At 47.8% G+C, this 23,244-nt stretch carries 25 protein-coding genes; 23 read left to right on the top strand and 2 right to left on the bottom strand.

Annotated features, from left to right (window positions below; translation table 11 throughout):
• Positions 1-47: 47 nt before the first annotated feature.
• The 23 genes from glyA (at position 48) to rfaE1 (ending at position 20,372) form a co-directional block, all read left to right on the top strand.
• The gene (gene glyA / locus K4H28_RS06730) at positions 48-1,295 is read left to right on the top strand and encodes a serine hydroxymethyltransferase (RefSeq protein ID WP_221007605.1); all 1,248 of its coding nucleotides are present in this window, start codon (positions 48-50) and stop codon (positions 1,293-1,295) included.
• Between the two features lie 186 nt (positions 1,296-1,481).
• Positions 1,482-1,934, top strand: a complete 453-nt coding sequence (gene nrdR, locus K4H28_RS06725; protein ID WP_221007604.1) for a transcriptional regulator NrdR — start codon at positions 1,482-1,484, stop codon at positions 1,932-1,934.
• 6 nt (positions 1,935-1,940) lie between these two features.
• Positions 1,941-3,050, top strand: coding sequence for a bifunctional diaminohydroxyphosphoribosylaminopyrimidine deaminase/5-amino-6-(5-phosphoribosylamino)uracil reductase RibD (gene ribD, locus K4H28_RS06720; RefSeq protein ID WP_221007603.1), 1,110 nt, complete (start codon positions 1,941-1,943; stop codon positions 3,048-3,050).
• Positions 3,050-3,211: a YfgJ family double zinc ribbon protein gene (locus tag K4H28_RS16925; RefSeq protein WP_221007602.1), complete on the top strand. Its 162-nt coding sequence runs from the start codon at positions 3,050-3,052 to the stop codon at positions 3,209-3,211. The genes ribD and K4H28_RS16925 overlap by 1 nt, the downstream gene beginning before the upstream one ends.
• Positions 3,211-3,918, top strand: a complete 708-nt coding sequence (locus tag K4H28_RS06710; RefSeq protein WP_221007601.1) for a riboflavin synthase subunit alpha — start codon at positions 3,211-3,213, stop codon at positions 3,916-3,918. Before K4H28_RS16925 ends, K4H28_RS06710 begins: the two co-directional genes overlap by 1 nt.
• Positions 3,915-5,018 (top strand): bifunctional 3,4-dihydroxy-2-butanone-4-phosphate synthase/GTP cyclohydrolase II, encoded by a 1,104-nt coding sequence (gene ribBA / locus K4H28_RS06705; protein WP_221007600.1) that lies wholly within the window; start codon positions 3,915-3,917, stop codon positions 5,016-5,018. The genes K4H28_RS06710 and ribBA overlap by 4 nt, the downstream gene beginning before the upstream one ends.
• A gap of 1 nt (position 5,019) precedes the next feature.
• Positions 5,020-5,487: a 6,7-dimethyl-8-ribityllumazine synthase gene (ribH, locus tag K4H28_RS06700; RefSeq protein ID WP_221007599.1), complete on the top strand. Its 468-nt coding sequence runs from the start codon at positions 5,020-5,022 to the stop codon at positions 5,485-5,487.
• Positions 5,484-5,981: a transcription antitermination factor NusB gene (gene nusB, locus K4H28_RS06695; RefSeq protein ID WP_221007598.1), complete on the top strand. Its 498-nt coding sequence runs from the start codon at positions 5,484-5,486 to the stop codon at positions 5,979-5,981. Before ribH ends, nusB begins: the two co-directional genes overlap by 4 nt.
• 48 nt (positions 5,982-6,029) lie before the next feature.
• The gene (gene thiL, locus K4H28_RS06690) at positions 6,030-6,992 is read left to right on the top strand and encodes a thiamine-phosphate kinase (protein ID WP_221007597.1); all 963 of its coding nucleotides are present in this window, start codon (positions 6,030-6,032) and stop codon (positions 6,990-6,992) included.
• Positions 6,989-7,483: a phosphatidylglycerophosphatase A family protein gene (locus tag K4H28_RS06685; RefSeq protein WP_221007596.1), complete on the top strand. Its 495-nt coding sequence runs from the start codon at positions 6,989-6,991 to the stop codon at positions 7,481-7,483. Before thiL ends, K4H28_RS06685 begins: the two co-directional genes overlap by 4 nt.
• A gap of 2 nt (positions 7,484-7,485) precedes the next feature.
• The gene (gene uvrC / locus K4H28_RS06680) at positions 7,486-9,369 is read left to right on the top strand and encodes an excinuclease ABC subunit UvrC (RefSeq protein ID WP_221007595.1); all 1,884 of its coding nucleotides are present in this window, start codon (positions 7,486-7,488) and stop codon (positions 9,367-9,369) included.
• 97 nt (positions 9,370-9,466) lie between these two features.
• Positions 9,467-10,042 carry a CDP-diacylglycerol--glycerol-3-phosphate 3-phosphatidyltransferase gene (pgsA, locus tag K4H28_RS06675; RefSeq protein WP_221007594.1) on the top strand — a complete coding sequence of 192 codons (576 nt, stop codon included), beginning with the start codon at positions 9,467-9,469 and terminating at the stop codon, positions 10,040-10,042.
• Between the two features lie 80 nt (positions 10,043-10,122).
• On the top strand, positions 10,123-11,265 hold the full coding sequence (locus K4H28_RS06670) for an MFS transporter (RefSeq protein WP_221007593.1): 1,143 nt from the start codon (positions 10,123-10,125) through the stop codon (positions 11,263-11,265).
• Between the two features lie 61 nt (positions 11,266-11,326).
• Positions 11,327-12,322 (top strand): N-acetylneuraminate synthase family protein, encoded by a 996-nt coding sequence (locus K4H28_RS06665; protein ID WP_221007592.1) that lies wholly within the window; start codon positions 11,327-11,329, stop codon positions 12,320-12,322.
• 17 nt (positions 12,323-12,339) lie between these two features.
• Complete coding sequence (locus tag K4H28_RS06660) at positions 12,340-13,215, top strand: prephenate dehydrogenase (protein ID WP_221007591.1); 876 nt, start codon at positions 12,340-12,342, stop codon at positions 13,213-13,215.
• A 4-nt stretch (positions 13,216-13,219) separates the two neighbouring features.
• A complete protein-coding gene (gene mgrA, locus K4H28_RS06655; RefSeq protein ID WP_221007590.1) occupies positions 13,220-14,209 on the top strand; it encodes an L-glyceraldehyde 3-phosphate reductase in 990 nt (329 codons plus the stop codon).
• A 69-nt stretch (positions 14,210-14,278) separates the two neighbouring features.
• On the top strand, positions 14,279-14,938 hold the full coding sequence (gene cmk, locus K4H28_RS06650; protein WP_221007589.1) for a (d)CMP kinase: 660 nt from the start codon (positions 14,279-14,281) through the stop codon (positions 14,936-14,938).
• A gap of 160 nt (positions 14,939-15,098) precedes the next feature.
• The gene (gene rpsA / locus K4H28_RS06645) at positions 15,099-16,790 is read left to right on the top strand and encodes a 30S ribosomal protein S1 (protein WP_255573644.1); all 1,692 of its coding nucleotides are present in this window, start codon (positions 15,099-15,101) and stop codon (positions 16,788-16,790) included.
• A gap of 13 nt (positions 16,791-16,803) precedes the next feature.
• A complete protein-coding gene (locus K4H28_RS06640; protein ID WP_221007588.1) occupies positions 16,804-17,088 on the top strand; it encodes an integration host factor subunit beta in 285 nt (94 codons plus the stop codon).
• Between the two features lie 39 nt (positions 17,089-17,127).
• Complete coding sequence (locus K4H28_RS06635; RefSeq protein ID WP_255573643.1) at positions 17,128-17,508, top strand: LapA family protein; 381 nt, start codon at positions 17,128-17,130, stop codon at positions 17,506-17,508.
• 17 nt (positions 17,509-17,525) lie between these two features.
• Positions 17,526-18,698: a lipopolysaccharide assembly protein LapB gene (gene lapB, locus K4H28_RS06630; RefSeq protein ID WP_221007587.1), complete on the top strand. Its 1,173-nt coding sequence runs from the start codon at positions 17,526-17,528 to the stop codon at positions 18,696-18,698.
• Positions 18,699-18,744: 46 nt separating this feature from the next.
• On the top strand, positions 18,745-19,440 hold the full coding sequence (pyrF, locus tag K4H28_RS06625; protein WP_221007586.1) for an orotidine-5'-phosphate decarboxylase: 696 nt from the start codon (positions 18,745-18,747) through the stop codon (positions 19,438-19,440).
• 2 nt (positions 19,441-19,442) lie between these two features.
• Positions 19,443-20,372, top strand: coding sequence for a D-glycero-beta-D-manno-heptose-7-phosphate kinase (rfaE1, locus tag K4H28_RS06620; RefSeq protein WP_221007585.1), 930 nt, complete (start codon positions 19,443-19,445; stop codon positions 20,370-20,372).
• A 52-nt stretch (positions 20,373-20,424) separates the two neighbouring features.
• Here rfaE1 and K4H28_RS06615 read toward each other — a convergent pair whose 3' ends face one another.
• Entirely contained in the window at positions 20,425-22,200 is a 1,776-nt protein-coding gene (locus tag K4H28_RS06615; protein ID WP_221007584.1) for a GGDEF domain-containing protein, read from the bottom strand.
• Between the two features lie 113 nt (positions 22,201-22,313).
• Positions 22,314-23,237, bottom strand: coding sequence for a 4-hydroxy-3-methylbut-2-enyl diphosphate reductase (ispH, locus tag K4H28_RS06610; RefSeq protein WP_255573642.1), 924 nt, complete (start codon positions 23,235-23,237; stop codon positions 22,314-22,316).
• Positions 23,238-23,244: the final 7 nt, after the last annotated feature.

The following is a 23,244-nucleotide window of genomic DNA, read 5'->3' as shown; positions in this document are numbered from 1 at the left end:
GTGGTAGAATCGCTCATCTTTAAACGGCCATCGGAAGCGATCCGCTCATGTTCTCGAAATCACAAACTATTGCCTCTTACGATCCAGATCTAGCCGCAGCTATGGCTGCAGAAGTTGTTCGTCAGCACGAACACATCGAATTGATCGCGTCTGAAAACTACACCAGCCCAGCGGTGATGGAAGCGCAAGGATCTCAGCTCACTAACAAATATGCAGAAGGCTATCCAGGCAAGCGCTTCTATGGTGGTTGCGAGCATGTTGATGTGATCGAGCAGTTGGCGATTGATCGTGTAAAAGCATTGTTTGGTGCAGAGTACGCTAACGTGCAGCCACATTCTGGTTCGCAAGCTAACCAAGCCGTGTATTTTTCGATCTTGAAACCAGGCGATACCATTATGGGTATGAACTTGGGTCATGGCGGTCACTTGACGCACGGTTCACCAGCTAACTTGTCTGGTAAATTATTCAATATCGTTGCTTACGGTTTGAATGAAAACGAAGAAATCGATTACGACGATATGGAACGCGTTGCGCTCGAGACTAAGCCAAAACTACTGATTGGCGGTGCTTCTGCTTACGCCTTGCGTTTTGACTGGGCTCGTATGCGTGAAATTGCCGACAAAGTAGGCGCTTACTTCATGGTCGATATGGCTCACTATGCGGGCTTGATCGCTGCAGGTGTGTACCCAAATCCAGTGCCGCACGCGCACTTCGTGACGTCAACAACGCACAAAACTTTGCGCGGCCCACGCGGCGGCATTATTTTGGCTAAAGCTGAATTCGAAAAATCATTGAATTCAAACGTTTTCCCAACGCTGCAAGGCGGCCCGTTGATGCACGTCATCGCTGGCAAAGCGGTTGCGTTCAAAGAAGCGGCGACTGAAGAGTTCAAAGAATACCAAGCGCAAGTGATTAAAAATGCACAAGCAATGGCCGCGACTTTGGCTGAGCGTGGTTTGCGCATCATTTCTGGCCGTACTGAATCTCACGTTTTCTTGGTTGACTTGCGCCCTAAAGGCCTGACTGGTAAAGCAGCGGATGCCTTCTTGGGTAAAGCGCATATCACGGTTAACAAAAATGCGATCCCGAATGATCCAGAAAGCCCATTCGTGACTTCCGGTATTCGTATCGGCGCGCCAGCGATCACAACGCGCGGCTTTAAAGAAGCGGAAGCGATTCAAGTTGCTCACCTGATTGCGGATGTGTTGGACAATCCAGAGGATCAAGCCAATATCGATGCCGTATCTGCGAAAGTTAAAGCATTGACTGCACGTTTCCCTGTGTACGTTGCTTAATTGGTGTGAATGAACAAGGGTGGGGGTATGCCCCACCTTTTTCGTATGTATATGAATGTAGGCATTGACCGGCAATACCTATATTCATATACATATGTAAAGATTTACCTTTCTCTGGCTTTTCTGTTTATTTTTTTGTGAACAGATTAAGATGCTCTTTATTCGTTCTTTGTAGGTTTAAGTGCTATGAAATGTCCATTTTGCGGCTCGCCTGATACGCAGGTTGTTGACTCTCGTATTTCTGATGAGGGCGATACGGTGCGTCGACGTCGACGTTGCACCATTTGTGATAAACGTTTCACCACTTTTGAGACCGCCGAAGTTCGAATGCCACAAGTCGTCAAACAAAATGGCCAGCGAGCCGAGTTTGATCGTGAAAAAGTTCGTACCAGTTTCCTGCGTGCCCTGCATAAACGTCCCGTGCCAACTCCATTGGTTGATGAGGCGATTTCCCGGATTATTCAAAAAGTACTCACCGTGGGTGATCGCGAAATCATGTCACGTCAGATCGGTGAGATGGTAATTGCTGAGCTGGCCAAGCTTGATAAGGTCGCCTACATTCGTTTTGCTTCCGTGTATCGTTCATTTCAAGACGTTGAAGATTTTCGCGATGTTATTCGTGAAGTGAGCAAGGAATAAGCCGAGGTGGTTCAAGCTCTTGATTTTTCGATGATGGCCAAAGCCTTGCATTATGCAGCGCTGGGTGAGCGCAATAGCTCGCCCAATCCTTGCGTGGGCTGCGTCATAGTCAAAGATGCTGAGATCATTGGCCATGGTCATAGCCAAGTCGCGGGTGGGGCGCACGCTGAAGTGATGGCGCTGGCCATGGCGGGTGAGGCCGCCTTAGGTGCAACCGTTTACGTGACGCTTGAACCATGCAGCCATTTTGGTAAGACTCCGCCGTGTGCCAACGCTTTAATCGCAGCCGGTGTGGCCCGAGTTGTTGTTGCACTGCGTGATCCAAATCCGCTAGTGGCTGGTCAAGGTTTGGCTCGCTTGGAGCAAGCTGGTATTGAGGTTGAGTTTGGTGTGCTTCATGATGCTGCGCTTGAGCACCACAAGGGTTTTTTTAATCGAATGATTTTAAAAAAGCCTTGGGTCCGCATCAAAACTGCGGCAAGTCTGGATGGTCGTGTTGCGCTAAAAGATGGACAATCCAAATGGATTACAGGTGTTGCGGCGCGCTCTGATGTGCAGCGCTTGCGCGCGCGCAGTTGCGCGATGATTACCAGTATTGAAACCGTACTTGCCGATGATCCACAGCTTAATGTGCGTGAATTTTCTGTTGTTCGTCAGCCGTGGGTCGTGATTCTTGATAGTCAGATGCGCACGCCATGCGAAGCAAAAATTTTGCAACAAACTAAAGTGATTGTCATTGCCGCAAAAGAATCTGAGCGCCGCCTTGCGCTAGAAGCCAGTGGTGCAGAAGTGCGAGTGTTGGCGGATGTGTCGGGTGAGCGAGTTGATTTGCCCGCATTACTCAACCTGCTTGCTCAGCGTGGCTGTAATGAAGTGACTATTGAGGCGGGCGGTACTTTGAACGGTGCATTTTTACAAGCAGGCTTAGTCGATGAAATGGTGCTTTATCAAGCACCCGTTTTACTGGGTGAAGGCTTGCCCTTGGCCCGCTTTACCTTATCGCAATTAGCAGACCAATTTAAACCGCAGGTGTTTGAGCGGCGTATGGTTGGTGTCGATCAGCGCATTACACTGCGTTTTACTCATATTCAATCGGCCTTGCAAGGAGTGAACTAGTGTCGGAACAACAACCTATCCTGTGTCCAGATTGTGGCAAGCCTGTTGAGGTGTTGATGGCTTGCGGAGCAAAGAGTTATTTTTGCAATCACTGCAATGAGTTGAAATCATCACAGCGAATTCGAGGCGCTAATCCTGATCTATTCGAGGAAAAACAATAATGTTTACTGGAATTGTTCAAGGCGTAGCACGGATCAAGTCAGTGCTTGATCGTGAAGGCATTCGCACCTTAGATATTGCCTTTCCCGATGGGTTTTGTGCTGATATTCAGATTGGGGCGAGTGTCGCTATTGACGGAGTTTGCCTGACGGTAACGCAGATTGAGCCTGATAATCGACTGTTTTTTGATGTGATGCTACAAAGCTTGATGATTACTACTTTGGCTCAGTACGGTGTCGGTAGCGATGTTAATGCAGAACGCGCAGCAAAAGATGGCGCTGAAATTGGTGGTCATCCATTATCGGGCCATGTTGATTTTACTGCGACCGTTTTGCAAGTGCGTAAAGATGAAAATAACTACTGCATGCGGATTGCTGTGCCGAAAGAGGCGCTGCGCTATATTTTTGCCAAAGGCTATATCGCTATTAATGGTGCGAGCCTGACTGTTTCAGAAGTAAACAAAGCAGAAGGCTGGTTTGAAGTGTGGCTAATCCCTGAAACGCGCCGCATGACCGTTTTTGAGCACAAAATAGTCGGTGATCGGCTCAATGTCGAGATCGAGCGAGCGACTCAAGTTGTGGTAGACACGGTTCGTGAGTGTCTTGAGGAACGACTGGGTTCTTTATTGCCCGCTTTAGAGTCTTTGCTGGCGCAGCAAGGTGTTGATATCAATGCGCTGGCTTTGTCTCCGGCTAAGGAAGAAAAATGACCGTTAATATTTCCCCAGTTCAAGAAATTGTTGCTGAGTTACGTGCTGGTCGTATGGTTATTCTGGTTGATGAAGAAGACCGAGAAAATGAAGGCGACTTGGTGTTAGCTGCCGACTTTGTTACACCAGAAGCCATTAACTTCATGGCTAAGTTTGGCCGCGGCCTGGTTTGTCTCACATTGAGTCAAGAGCGCTGTCAGCTATTGAATTTGCCGACAATGGTAAAAAACAATGGCTCATCATTTGGTACGAATTTTACTGCGTCGATTGAAGCCGCCGAAGGTGTAACGACGGGTATTTCCGCACATGACCGCGCCTTGACGATTAAAAAAGCGGTTGCCTTTGGTGCCAAAGCTACTGATTTAGTCTCTCCGGGTCATGTATTTCCGATCATGGCTCAGCCGGGTGGTGTTTTGGTGCGCGCGGGGCATACGGAAGCCGGATGTGACTTGGCGATGATGGCGGGTTTAACGCCGGCATCGGTCATCTGCGAAATCATGAACGAAGACGGCACGATGGCACGTTTGCCTGAGTTGCTAGTTTTTGCAAAAGAGCACCAACTTAAAATCGGTACGATTGCAGATTTAATCCATTACCGCAGCCAAACTGAATCACTCGTCGAATGCGTGGGGCGTCGCAAGGTGCGCACCTTTGCTGGCGAGTTTGACATGGCGGTTTATCGCGACAAGCTAACCGCAGCAACGCATCTGGCGCTTATCAAAGGACAACCTACACCCGAAGAAGAGGTTTTAGTTCGTGTGCATGAGCCGCTGTCGGTGATGGATTGGATTGACCTTGACTCTCGCTCGCACTCTTGGAATATTGAATCTACTCTCACTGCAATCAATGAAGCGGGGAAAGGCGTTGTGATTTTATTGCATCGCGCCGAATTGGGTAGTGATGTTTTAGGTCGGGCATTGCCAGAATTGAAACTCAATCAAGTACAGAAGTGGGATTTGCGTACCTATGGTATTGGCGCGCAGATGTTGAAAGACCTCGGTGTTGGACGTATGCGTCTAATGTCGCCAGAAAGAAAAATCCCAAGCATGATGGGTTTTGGCCTAGAAATTACCGCCTTTGAGGCGCCAAAAGGAAAATAGTATGTTGAAAAGTATCCCTACAATTGCTGCCAATCTGTCTGGCGCTGGTTTGCGCGTTGGCGTCGTTATGAGCCGATTTAATACGCCGGTCTGCGAAGGTTTGCGTGATGTTTGTTTGGCTGAGTTAGTCGCGTTGGGCGTGGCCGAGCAAGATATTCTATTGGTCAGCGTTGCTGGCGCATTGGAAATCCCTATCGTGCTGCAAACCATGGCAGAAAGCGATCGCTTTGATGCTTTGATCGCTCTTGGTGCGGTAATTCGTGGCGACACATACCATTTTGAATTAGTCGCCAATGAGTCTGGCGCTGGTGTGACTCGCGTTGGCTTAGATTGCGGCATCGCAATTGCAAATGCCATCTTAACCACCGATACCGACGAACAAGCAGAAGTACGAATCCAAGAAAAGGGCCGTGATGCGGCTCGCACTGTCGTTGAAACGGCTAATTTATTAAAGGCATTACAAGCATGACCGAAGCAAGTACACCTAACGCACCTGCAGCACCACGCCCGAAACCAAAATCAGCGCGCCGTCGTGCTCGTGAATTTGCGATGCAAGGCATTTACCAGTGGCTCATGACCAACGATACCGGTAGCAATATTGACCGCTATTTGCGCGATAGCACGCCGTACTTTCCAAAGTGCGATGAAATTTTGTTTCGTGCTGTTTTGTTTGGCGTCATCAAAGACATCGGCCCATTGACCAAAGCACTCGAGCCGCATGCTGAGCGCCCGCTAGATGAGGTGAGCATTGTTGAGATGGCCGTATTGTATGTTGCCGCATTTGAAATCATCTCAATGCCAGAAACACCTTACCCTGTGATCATTAACGAAGCGATCGAATTAACGAAATCATTCGGCGGTGCCGATGGTCATCGTTTTGTGAATGGTGTATTGGATAAGTTGGCGGCCTTGGTGCGTGCGGATGAGTTTGCCGCTGCAGCCGCCAAACGCCGTAACGGCTAATAAGCCACTCAAAATCAACTGCCCGAGTAATCGGGCAGGGTGTCTGTTGTGAATGAATTCGATTTAATTGCCAAATACTTCACCCGTCCTACGCCAGATGTTGATCTTGGCGTAGGCGATGATGCCGCCCTTATTTCTGTTAGCGCGGGTCATCAACTTGCCATCTCCGTCGATATGCTGGTCGCTGGCCGACATTTTTTTGCCGATGCAGATCCTGAACGCCTTGGGCATAAGTGTTTGGCGGTCAATTTGTCAGATATGGCTGCGATGGGGGCTAAACCAACGTGGTTTACTTTGTCTTTGGCACTGCCAGAAATGAATGAACCTTGGCTGGCTGCATTTAGTCGTGGCATGTTTGCGCTAGCAGACCAATTTGGTGTACCGCTCATTGGTGGTGATACCACACGTGGGCCGCTGTCGATTTCAATTCAAATTGCTGGTGAAGTGCCTAAGGGCGCTGCGTTACTGCGTAGCGGCGCTCTAGTAGGTGATGATATTTGGGTGTCGGGGCCACTCGGCGCTGCAGCCGCCGCTGTGATGCACCGCACTGGGCGCGTTGAATTGCCCGCTGCAATTGCTTTGCGTTGTGACTTGCGCTTGGATTTGCCAACGCCCCGAGTGGCGCTAGGGCAAGCGTTGCGAGGACTGGCTAATTCTGCGATGGATATCTCGGATGGTCTATTGGGTGACTTGGCACATATTTGTGAGCAATCACAGGTAATGGCAATAATTGACTTTAACAAGGTTCCGCAGGCTATTGAATTAAATAGTTTAAATTCAATATTGGTTGCCGAGGCTTCTCTAGCTGGAGGTGATGATTACGAATTGTGTTTTACTGCGTCACCAGCGAACCGTGCTGAGATAGAAACGTTGGGTTCGGCATTGAGTACTCCATTGTTTCGTGTTGGCAGTATTGCGACTTTTGATGCTAATCAGCCCATGGTGCAAGTTATCGATACACAAGGGCAGCGAATGAATTTAGCTTTTTCTGGTTTTGATCATTTCAAATGAAAAAACAAGCTATCGTTGCGGTGAATGCACGTTTTCTTTTTTCACATCCAGCTCACTTTATTGCACTTGGTTTTGGCAGTGGTTTAGCAAAAGTTGCACCGGGTACGTGGGGCACCATAGCGGCCCTACCTTTATTTGCTTTGTTGCAAATGGGTTTTTCTAACTTAACAATCGCGCTGTTTTGTATTCCCGCATTTGCGCTTGGCGTTTGGGCCTCCGAAGTTACAGGGCGTGCACTTGGCGTCAGCGATTATGGCGGCATCGTTATCGATGAGATCGTTGCGATGTGGTTAGTTTTGTGTGTTGCACCAGCATCAATAGCGGGCTGGGTGTTGGCATTTGTGCTATTTCGCCTGTTTGATGTTCTTAAACCTTGGCCAATCCGCTGGCTGGATCAATATGTGAAAGGTGGCTTTGGTGTCATGATTGACGATATTTTGGCCGCCGTATTCGCAATCATTCCTTTAGTATTGCTTGCACCTTATCTTTGATCATGGATAACACATCTCAACATGGTGAAGCTGAAGCGCTCCACGCTCGCTTGCTCATTATTGTTAAAAACTTGCCCGATTTGCCTGGCGTGTATCGTTATTTGGCTAGCGATGGCACGGTGCTGTACGTCGGCAAGGCTAAAAGCCTCAAAAAGCGCGTCAGCTCCTATTTTCAAAAAAACGACCAAAGTCCGCGTATCCGCTTAATGCTGGCGCAAGTTGCGAGCATTGAAACAACGGTAGTCCGCTCGGAAGCAGAGGCTTTAGTTCTTGAAAATAATTTAATTAAAGCTTTAAGTCCTCGCTATAACATCCTGTTTCGTGACGATAAATCGTATCCTTACGTGATGTTGAGTGGTCATCGCAGCCCACGCCTGGCTTACTATCGCGGCACGCTCGATAAGAAAAACACTTATTTTGGTCCGTTTCCGAATGGCTATGTGGTCAAAGAAAGTATTCAGCTGCTGCAAAAGGTTTTTTTGCTTCGCACCTGCGAAGACTCAGTGTTTGGTAATCGTTCACGACCCTGTTTGCTACACCAAATCAAGCGTTGCTCTGCCCCTTGTGTCGATCTGATTTCTCCCGAGGATTATCGGCAAGACGTTGCTAATGCCACTCTATTTTTGACCGGAAAAGAAACAGAAGTCATCTCAGCGCTCGAGCTTAAAATGAAGTCCTTGGCGGCGGAATGGCAATTTGAGGCTGCGGCGGCAGTCCGTGATCAAATTCAGGCTTTGTCTCAAGTTCAAGAGCGGCAATTCGTGTCGTCTAATACCAGTGAAATGGATGCGGATATTGTCGCCTGTGTTGAGAGTGAAGGTGTTTTGTGTGTGAATTTAGCAATGGTGCGCGGTGGACGCCATGTCGGGGATAAAAATTTATTTCCAAGCCATGCAGATGAATACACACCGAGTGCAGCTATCCATGCTTTTTTAGCACAGCACTATCTAGAACGCAGCACGCCGGGAATGATTTTGTGTTCGCCCGAGCCGGATGAGTCGATCGTTCTCGCTCAGTTACTCTCAGAGCAGGCGCAGCGCAAGGTGCTGATTAATTGCAATCCTAATGGTGAGCGACGTATCTGGCTGGAGATGTCTAGACGCAACGCAGAGCAGGCAATACTTCAGAGGAAAGGTCAGCAAGCCAGCCAAGCGGGGCGTTTAAGTGCATTGATTGAGGCGCTGGGTTTGCCTGATGAAACACAGCGATTAGAGTGTTTTGATATTTCTCACACGATGGGTGAGGCAACCGTGGCATCCTGCGTGGTGTACGACAGGCAGGCTATGCAGCCTAAAGAATATCGTCGCTACAATATTGCGACCGACACCTCTGGCGTTGCCAAAGATGGTTTCTTGCCGATTACCCCAGGAGACGATTATGCCGCGATGCGCCAAGTATTGACCCGGCGCTATGAAAAAGTCGCTGCGGGTGAGGGCGTGATGCCTGATGTGATTTTGATTGATGGCGGCAAGGGACAGCTTGGTATTGCGATTGACGTTATGAATGAAATTGGCTTGACCTCGCCTTGGTTGGTCGGCGTGGCAAAAGGCGAGACACGCAAGCCAGGTTTGGAGCAATTGCTCGTGCCGCGCACTGGAAACACGGTACAATTGCGCCGCGACCACCCAGGCCTGCATTTAGTTCAACAAATTCGCGATGAAGCGCATCGTTTTGCGATAACCGGTCATCGGGCGCGCCGAGCGAAGGCGCGAGTCAGTTCGAGTCTAGAAGAGGTTGAAGGTGTTGGGCCAAAACGGCGGCAAAAGTTGCTGGCTCGTTTTGGTGGTTTGCAGGGGGTCAAAGCTGCGAGTGTTGATGAGTTAATGCAGGTTGAAGGCATTAATCAGGCACTGGCTGATAAAATTCACGCCGCATTGCGCGGCTAATTCGCCTTGTCAAATTGTTGTATGGCAAAGCGAAATAACGATGCAAGACGAGATGGCTTTGGGTCAATACGCTTGCTTAATCACTTAAAGTGCCTTAATGCCATTTAATTTACCTATTCTGTTGACTTGGTTGCGCGTTGCGCTGATTCCCGTGTTTGTCGGTATTTTTTCCTTGCCGCAGGCCGAATATCCCTTGGCTTGGCAAAACATGGTCGGCGCTAGCTTGTTTTTGCTGGCCGCAGTTACGGATTGGTTTGATGGATTTTTGGCGCGACGATGGAATCAAACTTCGCAATTTGGTGCTTTTTTAGATCCTGTGGCGGATAAATTGATGGTGGCGGCGGCCTTGATTTTGTTGGTCGAGCTCGATCGCACCGCAAGTTGGCTGGCCGTCATTATTATTGGGCGTGAAATTACGATATCGGCTTTGCGCGAGTGGATGGCGCAATTAGGCAAAGCAAAAAGTGTGGCCGTGAGTTTTATTGGCAAGCTGAAAACCACCGCACAAATGGTGGCGATTTTCCTCCTGGTTTGGTCTGAGCCCATCATTCCCGGCGTTTCAACGCACATGGTTGGCACAATTGCGATGTACATTGCCGCGATTTTGACGATTTGGTCGATGTTTTACTATCTACGCGTTGCCGCAGAGCAGTTTAAAGACGGCGCAAGCTGATCTTTTTTTGATGACGTATATATCTGTAGACCATGTTAATCATAGCTTGCCGCTCCATACATTGAGTGGCTTTAGTTTGCGTGTTTAAATCAAAACCTCTACTGGCAATTGCCGGCTTCTACTTTTGTTATTTCGCCTTTAACGGCTTGTTTTCCCCTTACTGGGGCTTGTATCTGGCGAGCCTAGCGTTTCCTGCTTGGCAAATCGGTATTCTCACCTCTCTAACGCAAATCAATCGAATCTACGCCCCGACGCTATGGGGCTGGCTCTCTGACCGCACGGGTCGACGACAAACCATTTTGCGTATTGCTGGCTTGGGTGGTTTTGTCTTTTTTATTCCGCTCTTGATGACGAATTCTTTTGGGTTGCTGTTTGTTGCCGTATTGCTGGCTAGTTTTTTCTGGAGCGCTGCATTGCCCTTGGTTGAGGCAACGACCATGACTCTACTTAAGGGCGATAGTGGCGCTTATTCAAGGTTGCGACTCTGGGGTTCGGTCGGCTTCGTATTTGCCACTTTGGTGGCGGGTTATCTGATTGAATTGCGTGGCATTGCGATCTTGCCGTGGGCTGTGATTGCCATTATGGCCAGTTTAGCGCTGTACTCTTGGCAGGTGCCTAGTTCGCCGGTGGTCAGCCAAACTCGATCTGAGCAGTCCAGTTTTAAATCTGTACTGGCGCAGCCTGAGGTGCGCGCATTATTGCTGTCGTGCTTTTTCATGGCCTCGGCGCATGGTGCTTACTATAGTTTTTACTCTATTTATGTGGCCGAGCATGGTTACAGTCAAAGTATGATTGGCTGGCTGTGGTCAGTCGGTGTGCTGGCAGAAATTATTGTATTTGCACTGATGCCGCAATTGACGCAAAGATTTGCTTTGCGAGCTTTGTTTTTATTTGGCTTGGCGATTGCGGTGGCGCGTTTCGGTTTGATTGCTTTTGGTGTTGGTTCTTTGGCTTTGTTGATGCTGGCGCAAATTGCCCATGCATTTACCTTCGGTAGTCATCATGCGGTGACGATGAATTACATTCATCGCTATTTTGCAGGACGAAATCAAGCAAGGGGGCAGGCCTTGTATATTGCCGTGTCGTTTGGCCTTGGTGGTAGTCTGGGTGGTATATTGGCAGGGTTGGCTTGGGATCAGTTTGGTGGTGTACTCATTTTTGGCGTTTCAGCCATGGTCGCGCTGCTTGGTTTTGTTGTTGCTTGGTTTGGTTTAAAAAAATAGATGTATTGCGCCCCGGTTATTATCTAAATTTGGCTCTACTCATATACCCATTGGATTTTTTATGATTATAGTGATGCAGTTAAATGCGCAAGAGCAACAGATTGCGGCGGTGATTGAGCGGATACGCGAAGCAGGGCTCAAAGAGCACGTATCGCGTGGTGCAGAATTGGTCATTATTGGTGCCATTGGTGATGAAGATCGAATCAATCAAGCTGCGTTTGAAGTGTTGCCTGGCGTGGAGCGCGTGTCACGGGTAACAAAACAGTACAAAATGGTGTCGCGTGCAACGCACCCCAGCGGCATGCAGTTTAAGGTGCGTGGTGTGATGGTCGGTGGTGAGCAAGTGCAAGTTTTTGCCGGCGTTCATTCGCTGGCCTCAACGGATAACTTGCAAGCGCTTGCGAGTGCAGCTCAGGCGGCGGGTAGTCGCTTGCTTTGGTCTCGCATTGAGCGGGCGGGATATTCGCCCTATGAATTTCATACGCCAGAGTTTGATGGCTTGGCGTCATTGCGTGACGTTGCTCGGCGTAATGGAATGCCTTTTGCTGCTGAAGTGAGCGATGTGCAGGCGCTGGATATTCTACTGGCTCATGATGTGGACGTTATTCAATTGGGTGCACAAAGCATGCAAAATCGCGCGCTATTGCGCGAGCTCGGTCGACTCAATAAACCAGTTATTTTGCGACGAGGTTTGGCCGCAGCAGTGACAGATTGGCTGCTGGCTGCCGAGGCGATCGCCGCAGGTGGTAATCATCATATTGTTTTGTGCGAACAAGGTTCGAGAGGGGTGCTCGATGTGGCGACGATTTCGATGGTGAAGCGAGAGACTTATCTACCCGTGTTTGTCGATGTAAGTCATGCAAGTGCGAAATCGTGGATGGTGCCCCATCTGGCCTTGGCTGCGGTGGCTTCGGGGGCCGACGGTTTGATGGTGGATGTTCATTCATCGAGTTCTTCTGTTGCTGATTACGGCGATCAATCGCTTGCGCTGCCTCAGTTTGAGCAAGTTATGGCCAGTTTACGAGCTGCGTTGCCGGCTCTGGGTCGAGCCATTTAAATTTATTGGACGTCTGAATGCAGTCTATTGAGCGGTTAGTGTTGTTGGGTACGGGGCTGATTTCCGGTTCTTTTGCGCTGGCACTTAAGCGTGCGCGCTTGGTTAAGCGTGTCGTTGGGGTGGGTCGTAATATCGAAAATCTCGAGCGGGCGCTGGAATTGGGTGTCGTCGATGAAGTGTCGACCGATGCAGCGCAGGCGGTACGGGGTGCTGATTTGGTTCTTCTCGGTACGCCTGTTGGGCAAATGGGGCGTTTAATGCAGCAAATCGCACCCAATTTGCCCGTAGATTGCGTTGTGACTGATGGTGGGTCGACCAAGCAAGATGTTTGCGCTTTGTTTCGGGAAAATTTGCCTCGCCACTTGGCGATGTGTGTGCCTGGGCATCCGATTGCGGGCTCGGATTTGTCGGGAGCGTCTGCAGCACAATTTGGTTTGTACGAAGGTCGTCGCGTAGTGTTAACGCCCTTGCCAGAGAATGATTTGCTTGTTGTTGAGTGGGTCAGACAATTGTGGGTTTCTTGCGGTGCGACAGTCTATGAGATGTCGGCCGAGCAACATGATGGGATTTTCTCTGCGGTCAGTCATGCACCACACCTACTGTCTTTCGCGTATATGAATTCTGTGCTGGATCGATACAATGCTGAGCAATGCCTTGATTTTGCCGCGAGTGGGTTTCGCGATTTTACGAGAATTGCTGGCTCGCATCCTGATATGTGGCGCGATATTGCGCTCGCTAATCGCGATTCGGTTTTAGGTGATTTAAAGGCTAATGTTGCACAGTTAAATCATCTGATTCAGTTGCTTGAGTCGGGGCGGGGTGATGAATTAACTGGCTTTATACAACGTGCAAGCCGAGCTCGGATTGAATGGGGAAAACCCAAAAAGGGGTAGAGATATGAGTTATCAAGCCGCTGTAAACCGTTACGAAGTGATGCCTTATCGCCGCTGTGGTCGTAGCGGACTTAAACTGCCGGCGATATCCTTGGGTCTGTGGCATAACTTTGGCGACAACAAGCCCTACGACAATAGTCGGGCCATGTTGTTGCGTGCATTCGATTTAGGTATTACGCATTTTGATTTGGCGAATAATTACGGCCCCCGTCCGGGTGCGGCGGAAGAAACCTTCGGCAAAGTACTAAAGCAAGATTTGCGTGCCTATCGCGATGAAATGATAGTGAGTACCAAGGCGGGTTGGGAAATGTGGCCGGGCCCTTATGGTGAGTGGGGTAGTCGCAAATACTTGATGGCGAGCTTGGATCAAAGTTTGCAACGCATGGGCTTGGATTACGTTGATATTTTTTACTCGCATCGTCCAGATCCAGAAACACCGATGGAAGAAACTATGGGTGCGTTGGATGCGATGGTTCGTCAAGGCAAGGCTTTGTATGTGGGGATTTCTTCGTATTCGCCAGAGCAAACTGTTGAGGCAGCTAAAATATTGAAAGAGTTGGGTACGCCTTGCTTGATTCATCAGCCCAAGTATTCAATGTTTGAGCGTGAAATTGAACGTGGCTTGACGGATGTGTTGGCTGCCAATGGCATTGGTAGTATTGCGTTTTGTCCGTTGGCGCAAGGCTTGCTCACGAGTCGGTATTTGGATGGTATTCCGCAGGATTCGCGCGCCGCTGCTTTGGATAATCATTTCCTCAGTGAGCAAGGCGTAGCTTTGCAATTAACGCACATTCAGAAACTGAATGAGTTAGCAAAGCGCCGCGGTCAAACATTGGCGCAGATGGCGCTTGCGTGGGCTTTGCTGACCGTGACTTCGGTGATTGTCGGGGCGAGTCGTGTGTCGCAGCTTGAAGAAAATGTCGGCGCAGTTGCTAATTTAAGCTTTTCTGCCGCTGAGTTGCTTGAAATTGAAGCCATATTGGCTTCAACTTAAGATTTTAAGGTTTGTTGAGTTTAAAAGCCGGCGATAATTCGTTGGCTTTTTTGTTGATGGAGGGAAGGAATGAGTCAGAGTTTAGTGATTGCAATTGATGGCCCGTCAGCATCCGGCAAGGGGACTGTTGCGCAGCTGGTTGCTAAGTGTTTGGGTTTTGCGTATTTAGACTCGGGTGCTTTGTACCGTTTGACCGCTTTGGCGGCCAAACAACAGGGCGTGGCTTGGTCTGATGAGGTGGCTGTTTCTGAGGTGGCTAGCGCATTGGATGTAGAGTTTATCGGCGAGCGAATTGTGCTGGCGGGTGCTGATGTGAGTTTGGGTATTCGCGCAGAAGAGATTGGCTCTGGGGCCTCGCAGGTGGCTGCGTTACCAATGGTACGGGCTGCGCTACTGCAGCGCCAACGTGAATTTTCGACAATGTGCGGCCTTGTGGCTGATGGCCGCGATATGGCATCGTTCGTATTTCCTGCTGCCCAACTCAAGGTCTTTTTGACTGCTAGTGCTGAGGTTAGGGCTGAACGGCGTTATAAGCAGCTAATTGGGCGAGGTGAAAAGGCTGATTTAGCACTTATTACATCGGATTTACAGTCGCGAGACGATAGGGATCGTCAGCGCACGGTTGCTCCACTTGCGCAGGCGCATGACGCTTTCTTGCTGGAGACATCAAATTTGAGTGTTGATGAGGCCGTAACTCAGGTTCTAAGCTGGTGGCGGGCGAGAAGATAATTGTGCTAAGCACTTGATAGGGCAAGATTATTTCCGTATAATCGCCAGATTCGTTTTTTGATGCAAATTGAGGACGAAGACTTAGGTGGCGCCCCGCCCCTAGGGTTGATTAACTAACCTGCTGGTGCATCCTGCATTGGCTAATGGAATTTTCCACTAAATGACTATTGATACTATGGAAAGCTTTGCCGCCCTATTTGAGGAAAGCCTAACCCGTCAAGAAATGCGTTCGGGTGAAGTGATTACTGCAGAAGTGGTAGGTATCGACAACAACTTCGTAACCGTTAATGCTGGTTTGAAGTCTGAATCCCTGATCCCGTTGGAAGAGTTCAAGAACGACAACGGTGAAATCGACGTTAAGATCGGTGATTTTGTACCTGTTGCGATCGATAGCCTTGAAAATGGTTACGGCGAAACTAAGCTTTCTCGCGAAAAGGCAAAACGCCTCGCGTCTTGGATCGAGTTGGAAGACTGCCTCGAACGCGGCGAGATCATGTCTGGCGTTATTTCTGGCAAAGTAAAAGGCGGTTTGACTGTTATGGTCAACGGCTTGCGCGCTTTCTTGCCAGGTTCATTGGTTGACATTCGTCCGGTTAAAGACACTACACCGTACGAAGGCAAAATGGTTGAGTTTAAAGTTATTAAACTTGATCGCAAACGCAATAACGTTGTTGTTTCACGCCGTGCGGTCCTCGAAGACTCATTGGGTGAAGAGCGCTCTAAATTGTTAGAAACCTTGAAAGAAGGTTCTATCGTTAAGGGTATCGTTAAGAATATCACTGACTACGGTGCGTTCGTTGATCTTGGCGGTATTGATGGCTTGCTCCACATTACTGACTTGGCATGGCGCCGTGTTAAACACCCATCTGAAGTATTGGCAGTGGGTGATGAGCTTGAAGCTAAGGTTCTCAAGTTCGATCAAGACAAAAACCGTGTATCTCTTGGCTTGAAACAATTGGGCGAAGATCCATGGGTGGGTCTATCACGTCGTTACCCATCGGGCACTCGCATGTTCGGTAAAGTAACTAACTTGACTGACTACGGTTCATTCGTTGAAATCGAACAAGGCATCGAAGGTCTGGTTCACGTTTCTGAAATGGATTGGACTAACAAGAACGTTCACCCATCTAAAGTTGTTTCTTTAGGTGATGAAGTTGAAGTGATGATCTTGGATATCGACGAAGACAAACGTCGTATCAGCCTCGGCATGAAACAATGCATGGCTAATCCATGGGATGATTTCGCAGAAAACTTCAAGAAAGGCGACAAACTGAAAGGCGCGATCAAATCGATCACTGACTTCGGTGTATTTGTTGGCTTGGCTGGTGGTATCGATGGTTTGGTTCACTTGTCTGACTTGTCTTGGCACGTTGCTGGTGAAGAAGCTGTTCGCAACTTCAAGAAAGGCGACGAAGTTGAAGCAATGGTTCTTTCTATTGATGTTGAAAAAGAGCGCATTAGCCTCGGCATCAAACAAATGGAAGGTGATCCATTTAACAACTACGTTTCTACGTCAGACAAAGGTGCGATCGTTAAAGGTACAGTTAAATCACTCGACGCTAAGGGTGCAACAATTGCTCTAGCTGATGATGTTGAAGGCTACCTACGTTCGACTGAAGTTTCACGTGACCGCGTTGAAGACATTCGCACTGTATTGAAAGAGGGCGATGAAGTTGAAGCTGTCATCATTAACGTTGACCGCAAAAACCGCTCAATCAACTTGTCAATCAAAGCGAAAGACCAAGCTGAGCAATCTGAAGCAATGAGCAAAATCACTGCTAGCGATGACAATGCAGGAACGACTAACCTCGGCGCATTGTTAAAAGCAAAATTGTCAGGCTCTGCTGAATAAGGTATTTGTTAGAATGACCAAATCAGAACTCATCGCGAAACTTGCTGCTCGTTATCCGCAGTTGGTGGCAAAAGACGCAGAGTTAGCCGTAAAAACGATACTTGATGCGATGGCCCGCAGCCTTTCGCAAGGCCAACGTATCGAAATTCGTGGATTTGGCAGCTTTGACTTGAATTACCGCCCACCTCGTACGGGGCGCAATCCAAAGTCTGGTACAAAAGTAGCTGTCCCAGAAAAGTTTGTGCCTCATTTCAAGGCGGGTAAAGAGCTGCGAGAACGTGTCGATTTGGATGCGTAATCATTAAGCTATTTGCATAGAAAAAGGCGGCACTTTCGAGTGTCGCCTTTTTATTGCATACTTAAAATCCGACTGATTGCGATTTACGCTACAATATTGCTAAATCTTGGAGTGATTATGCGTTATTTATTTTGGCTTATTAAATTTATCGGTTTTGTGCTTTTATTTGGCTTTGCTATGCATAATGCAAATCCAGTTCGCTTGAATTTTTACTTGGGCTCCTCTTGGGAGGCGCCACTTGCTCTTATTTTATTGGTTTTCTTGGTTCTTGGTGCTGCAATTGGGCTATTGGCCAATCTAGGTCAAGTGATTCGACTGCGCCGTGAAGTACTTACTTTACGTAAAGAAAGGCGTCTTTGGGTCAATGAAAAAATAAATAAAGAAGCTGAAATTCTCACTCCGCCACTTGATGCGATCTAAATTTAAAAGTCTACTATATGATAGAAATTCAATTTTGGTGGTTGGCCATCTTGCCTGTTTTTTTCGGTTTGGGCTGGTTGGCCGCTCGTGTCGATATTAAGCACGTCATTGCAGAAAGTCACTCGCTGCCCCTTGCTTATTTTAAGGCCGTTAACCACCTATTGGCCGGCGAAATTAATAAAGCAATCGATCTTTATATTGATATCGCAAAAAAACACTCCGAAACAATCGAGCTACAGGCTACGCTCGGGCAGTTATTTCGCCGCAGGGGCGAATTAGAGCGTGCGATTCGTATGCATCAAAAAATTCTATCTCGCAGAGAGTTGGATGAGAATCAACGTCAACAAATTCAACTAGAATTAGCTATCGACTTTATTAAAGCAGGGCTTTTTGATCGTGCAGAAACAATACTGCATGACCTAGCCAATACCGATTCAGCTCGTTTAGCACGCAAAGAATTGCTGGCCATTTATCAGCAAGAGCACGAGTGGCAAAAAGCAATTGCAACGGCTGAACTGCTTAGGGATGAATCTCATAGTTATCAACTGGAAATTGCGCAGTTTTATTGTGAATTGGCCGCAGAAAGTCTAATTCGAGCACAGCATGACAAAGCTATTAACGAGCTTGAGCTTGCACTGAAAGAGCATCGGCAATGTGCACGTGCTCATTTAATGCTGGGTGAGATCGCGTTTACAAAAGGTTGTTTTGATTTGGCGATTGAGCATTGGCTTAAGATTGCCACGCATGATGTTCATTATTTGGCATTGGCTGCTCGATTTATTCTTAATGCGTATAGAGAAAAGAATCAATTAGCCGAAGGCATTAGCTTATTGACTCGGTATGTTCAACAAAACCCAGAGTTGGACGTAATTGATTTGATTTACGAACAACTTTTGGCAACTACTGGGATTGATGCGGCCTATGAGTTTGTTCGTGAACGCCTCCGTGAAAATCCTAGCATGCCAGGTTTACGCAAATTGCTAGAAGCCCATCTTTTGGTGGCTCCAGACGAACAAAAAGTTGAATTAGAAATTATTAGCAAACTATTGCATGACAATACACGCACTTACAGTATGTACTATTGCAATGAATGCGGGTTTAAAACCCGGCAATTTTTTTGGCATTGTCCCGGTTGCAATCAATGGGAAAGTTATGCGCCCATCCGTGGCAAAAGTCGAGCGGCTGTTTGAGTCGTTACTAATTAAATCAGTCTTTAAGTACTCCAGGAATTAAGTGATGAAAGTAGATTCACGTATTGTAGTTGCTTTAGATTTTGCATCAGCCAAAGAAGCGCTGGCATTTTCCGATACAGTTAACCCAAGTCTTTGCAAATTAAAAGTAGGTAAAGAGCTTTTTACAGCTAGTGGCCCTGCTTTGGTAGAACAGCTAATAAACCGAGGCTTTGATGTTTTTCTCGATTTGAAATTCCACGATATCCCACATACGGTTGCTCAAGCTTGCAAAGTTGCTGCCAATCTTGGTGTTTGGATGGTCAATGTACACGCCTCTGGCGGAAGAAAAATGCTGGAAACAACCCGCGAAGCCTTAGAAGGGCTACCTCATCGTCCTTTGTTAATCGCGGTGACTGTTTTAACCAGCATGGGAAATGATGAGCTTTTCGAGCTAGGTTTGCCGACGGCAGAGCAACAGGTTGAGCGGCTTGCAAAATTAACTCAGTCTTGTGGTCTTGATGGTGTTGTGTGTTCTGCTCAAGAGGCAGTGCATTTGAAGCAGGTTTGTGGCTCTGACTTTAAGTTGATTACACCAGGAATTCGCCCAACGGGCTCAGCTGTAAATGATCAAAATCGTATCATGACGCCCAAAGCAGCTTTGCTAGCGGGTTCGGATTACTTGGTGATTGGTCGTCCAATTACTCAAAGTGAAAATCCTGCTCAAACCCTTGAGCAAATAAATACAGAGTTGGCCGCATAAGCATGCAAATCCTTCTACAAAAAATAAAAAAAGCCAAAGTGCTAGTGGTTGGTGATGTGATGCTCGACCGTTATTGGTTTGGTGACGTAGAGCGTATTTCGCCTGAAGCGCCTGTCCCGGTTGCTCGGATCACCAAAACGGATGAGCGTGCTGGTGGTGCAGCTAATGTTGCGCGCAATATTGCTTCACTCGGTGGTCAGGTGCGGCTACTGGCCGTAGTGGGCGACGATGAGGCCGGTTTGAGTTTAGAGCGCTTATTGATGGCGCAAGGCGTTGATGCCTTGCTACATCGCGATAGTGAGATTTCGACTACGGTGAAGTTGCGTGTTCTTGCTCGACAACAGCAATTGTTGCGGATTGACTTTGAAAACAAACCTAGCCACGAAGTACTAGCTGCAAAGCTCGATGAGTTTAAGTTGTCTTTACTTGATTGTGACGTGGTGATCTTGTCCGATTACGGTAAAGGCGGTTTAGTTCACGTTCAGCAGATGATTCAAGCTGCTCGAGCGGCAGGTAAGCCTGTTTTGGTTGACCCCAAGGGGGATGAGTACGAATGCTACCGTGGCGCTACCTTGTTAACACCGAATCGCAGTGAGTTTCGCCAAGTGGCAGGGCAGTGGCAAAGCGAAGTCGAGCTTATTCAAAAAGCCACTCAGTTACGCGCTGATTTTGATCTGGATGCACTGCTGGTAACGCGCAGCGAAGAGGGTATGACACTATTTAGAGAAGAGCAAGTCGTTCACAAGCCAACTCATGCGCGCGAGGTGTACGATGTTTCTGGTGCTGGCGACACAGTTATTGCGACTCTGGGCTTAATGTTGGCTGCGGGCTTAGATTTACCTGAAGCAATGGATTGGTCAAATCGCGCGGCAGGGATCGTGGTTGCTAAGCTAGGTACTGCAGTGGTGAGTGCTTCTGAATTATTTTCATAATAAGTATTGCTTCATAGGCATTAAAAATCAATGCTTGTGGAGCAATACATCGTTAGTCTAGTGTGATAACCCTGTTTTTCCCGGACTTCTTTGCGTGGTACATTGCTTGGTCAGCCCGCTCAATGCTAGCATCTCGTGCTTCGCCTGCGCGATAAAGCGTTACGCCCGCACTAAATGTAATTAGCATTTTTTCATTGTTGTGCATAAAGAATCGCTTTGTTAATTCACGCTGCACGCGCTGCATGACTTGAATTGCGCCAGCAATATCTGTTTCAGGCATCAGAACGACAAACTCTTCACCACCATACCTGGCGACTGTATCTGTTGGCCTAACCAAGTCTTTGACTACTTTGACTAAGTGAATAAGAGCGGTATCTCCAGCCGCATGACCTTGGCTGTCATTGAGTTTTTTGAAGTTATCGATATCTAATAATGCGATGGCCAATGGTGATGAGGTCCTCATTGCTCGTGAAGTTTCAACCTCGTAGGCCTCTTCAAGGCCACGACGATTCAAGGCACCCGTCAGTTGGTCTTCACGTACTTTGTCACTTAATTTGCTCAGTTCAGCTTCCAACTCCATTACCCGATGATGCGCTTCATCGGCTTGCTGACGTGCCTCGAATAGGTCATCTCGTGAACGACGAACATCCAGCTGCATGCTACGTGTATCTTGTAGCAGGTCTTCCATTACATGGCGAATGCTGGTCAAGTCATTCGCAGAGTCAATCTTTTCCGCATAAGTATTAATCTTGTCGTGATACTTATCAGTGCTTTCTGACATATAGCCAAGACGATCAATAAATGAGGTTAGCATGTTTTTAAGTACTGCTTGCGCCTCAACTAGGCTATGTTTGACTTGGCTTTGCTTGAATAAAACTTCTTTTAAGCCAACTTCTGCATCATAAATAACACGCATATCAAGCGGCTGTGCCATGATGTGCTGCACTACTGCAATTTGACCTCGTACCCATTCATCATCGACCACGATGGCGGACATATTGTCGGTCAGTAATCGCAGCAAACCCATTAGTCCATCGCAAAGACGTTGTTCGTTGTCATTCTCTAGCTCGAGTTTTAGCCAAAATTTCCTAAGCCTAGGTACCCACTTTTCCATGGTGGCGATACTGTCAACGGCTTTAGCTTCTTGAGCTATGGCGAGAGTTTCACTCTGTAAATCGATGTTGTGCAATAACTTGGTGGCAAGGCCAAACTCTAATGCTTGTGTAAAAGCATCTCGCCACTCTCGCCACTCAACCTCCTTAGCCTGCGAAGACTCTGACTGACTAGGGCTGCTTTCACCTAGTGCGCTACTAACATCAATATCGCTTACAGAGCCTATGCCCGTTTCGGCCCAAGCATTGATAAGTCCATTGAGTTTTTCATTTAGGACGGCACTGTCTTGTTTGAAATTAAGTAGTACCCGATCAAGCGCCTCTTTTTTTCGGCTTGGTGTGTAGCTGGGGTTGCGTAGATCCCACTGTAAAATTAAATCACGAATGAGCTCAGACCAGCCTTTGCTGAGCTCTGCTTGATCTGTTTGGCTACTTACTATCCTAAAAATAGACTCTGGAATTTCTGCCCACTTCTCTTGGTTGATAGCGGAGCGTATTTGATCGATTTGTCGTGTTACGACTTGAGACTGCTGAGGCAGTTTGCTGAGCGCATCAATTAACTCTTTAAGTCCTGGGTGCAGGCGCTCGAGCTCTGGTGTTTGTGCAATTTCATGGTAAATCGCCTCGTAATGATCGGGCGAAGGTAGCATTCGCCGCATGGCGAGCTGCTTTAGTGTTTCGCGTGCGATTTCAGTGGGATTGCTCAACTTGGTCATGGCACGATCTTTGGCATACTGGATGAAACCATTATAGGGAAACTTTCTAACAAATCAGTCTTATACATAGAAAACGCCACGATCAACGTGGCGTAGGCGACTTGCTTTAAAATTTATGACAGTAGGCCTTTTGGCAAGGAAAAAATCACGTTCTCTTCTATGCCATCCATAGCAGTAACTGAGTTAGCACCTAATGATTGAATTTTCTCAATCACACGCTGTACTAAAACATCTGGCGCTGATGCACCGGCGGTGATTCCAACCCGTACCTTGCTATTAAACCAAGCAGGATTTAATTCGGTTTCATTGTCGACCATATAGGCGTCAATTCCTAGACTGGTACCTACTTCACGCAAGCGATTAGAATTAGAGCTGTTAGGTGAACCAACCACAATCAAAATATCCACATCGCGCGCTAACTGCTTGACGGCATCTTGGCGATTTTGTGTTGCATAGCAAATGTCGTCTTTTTTAGGGCCAACAATAGCTGGAAAGCGTGTACGCAAGGCTTCAATAACCACTTGGGCATCATCAACTGAAAGTGTGGTTTGCGTGACGTAGGCCAGTTTGTTAGGGTCTGAAACCATGAGTTGGGCAGCATCTTGAGGCTCTTCAACCAAATACATACCAGCTTGAGCTTGGCCCATCGTACCTTCAACTTCGGGATGGCCTTTATGACCAATCATCACGATTTCAAAACCTTGCTCACGAAGTCGTTTTACTTCAAGGTGGACTTTGGTAACGAGAGGACAAGTCGCATCAAAAATATTGAGGCCACGCTCAGCCGCTTCTGCGCGCACAGCTTGAGATACGCCGTGAGCTGAAAAAATAAGTGTGTTACCTGCTGGTACATCGCTAAGATCTTCGATAAAAATTGCGCCTTTGGCTTTGAGATCTTCAATGACAAATTTATTGTGTACGACTTCGTGACGCACATAAATCGGCGCACCATATTTATCAAGTGCACGCTCAACAATCGCGATTGCGCGATCAACGCCAGCACAAAAGCCACGGGGTTGCGCCAAAATAATATTCATTGGTTTG

It is taken from the genome of Deefgea tanakiae (assembly GCF_019665765.1).
GTDB classification, from domain to species: domain Bacteria; phylum Pseudomonadota; class Gammaproteobacteria; order Burkholderiales; family Chitinibacteraceae; genus Deefgea; species Deefgea tanakiae.
This window is presented reverse-complemented; position numbering and strand designations above follow the sequence as displayed.

Excerpts from the sequence above, each read along its gene's own strand:
- glyA (WP_221007605.1), top strand. The coding sequence starts at position 48 with ATGTTCTCGAAATCACAAACTATTGCCTCTTACGATCCAGATCTAGCC.
- nrdR (WP_221007604.1), top strand. The coding sequence starts at position 1,482 with ATGAAATGTCCATTTTGCGGCTCGCCTGATACGCAGGTTGTTGACTCT.
- K4H28_RS06710 (WP_221007601.1), top strand. The coding sequence starts at position 3,211 with ATGTTTACTGGAATTGTTCAAGGCGTAGCACGGATCAAGTCAGTGCTT.
- ribBA (WP_221007600.1), top strand. The coding sequence starts at position 3,915 with ATGACCGTTAATATTTCCCCAGTTCAAGAAATTGTTGCTGAGTTACGT.
- ribH (WP_221007599.1), top strand. The coding sequence starts at position 5,020 with ATGTTGAAAAGTATCCCTACAATTGCTGCCAATCTGTCTGGCGCTGGT.
- nusB (WP_221007598.1), top strand. The coding sequence starts at position 5,484 with ATGACCGAAGCAAGTACACCTAACGCACCTGCAGCACCACGCCCGAAA.
- K4H28_RS06685 (WP_221007596.1), top strand. The coding sequence starts at position 6,989 with ATGAAAAAACAAGCTATCGTTGCGGTGAATGCACGTTTTCTTTTTTCA.
- uvrC (WP_221007595.1), top strand. The coding sequence starts at position 7,486 with ATGGATAACACATCTCAACATGGTGAAGCTGAAGCGCTCCACGCTCGC.
- pgsA (WP_221007594.1), top strand. The coding sequence starts at position 9,467 with ATGCCATTTAATTTACCTATTCTGTTGACTTGGTTGCGCGTTGCGCTG.
- K4H28_RS06665 (WP_221007592.1), top strand. The coding sequence starts at position 11,327 with ATGATTATAGTGATGCAGTTAAATGCGCAAGAGCAACAGATTGCGGCG.
- K4H28_RS06660 (WP_221007591.1), top strand. The coding sequence starts at position 12,340 with ATGCAGTCTATTGAGCGGTTAGTGTTGTTGGGTACGGGGCTGATTTCC.
- mgrA (WP_221007590.1), top strand. The coding sequence starts at position 13,220 with ATGAGTTATCAAGCCGCTGTAAACCGTTACGAAGTGATGCCTTATCGC.
- cmk (WP_221007589.1), top strand. The coding sequence starts at position 14,279 with ATGAGTCAGAGTTTAGTGATTGCAATTGATGGCCCGTCAGCATCCGGC.
- rpsA (WP_255573644.1), top strand. The coding sequence starts at position 15,099 with ATGACTATTGATACTATGGAAAGCTTTGCCGCCCTATTTGAGGAAAGC.
- K4H28_RS06640 (WP_221007588.1), top strand. The coding sequence starts at position 16,804 with ATGACCAAATCAGAACTCATCGCGAAACTTGCTGCTCGTTATCCGCAG.
- lapB (WP_221007587.1), top strand. The coding sequence starts at position 17,526 with ATGATAGAAATTCAATTTTGGTGGTTGGCCATCTTGCCTGTTTTTTTC.
- pyrF (WP_221007586.1), top strand. The coding sequence starts at position 18,745 with ATGAAAGTAGATTCACGTATTGTAGTTGCTTTAGATTTTGCATCAGCC.
- rfaE1 (WP_221007585.1), top strand. The coding sequence starts at position 19,443 with ATGCAAATCCTTCTACAAAAAATAAAAAAAGCCAAAGTGCTAGTGGTT.
- K4H28_RS06615 (WP_221007584.1), bottom strand. The coding sequence starts at position 22,200 with ATGACCAAGTTGAGCAATCCCACTGAAATCGCACGCGAAACACTAAAG.
- ispH (WP_255573642.1), bottom strand. The coding sequence starts at position 23,237 with ATGAATATTATTTTGGCGCAACCCCGTGGCTTTTGTGCTGGCGTTGAT.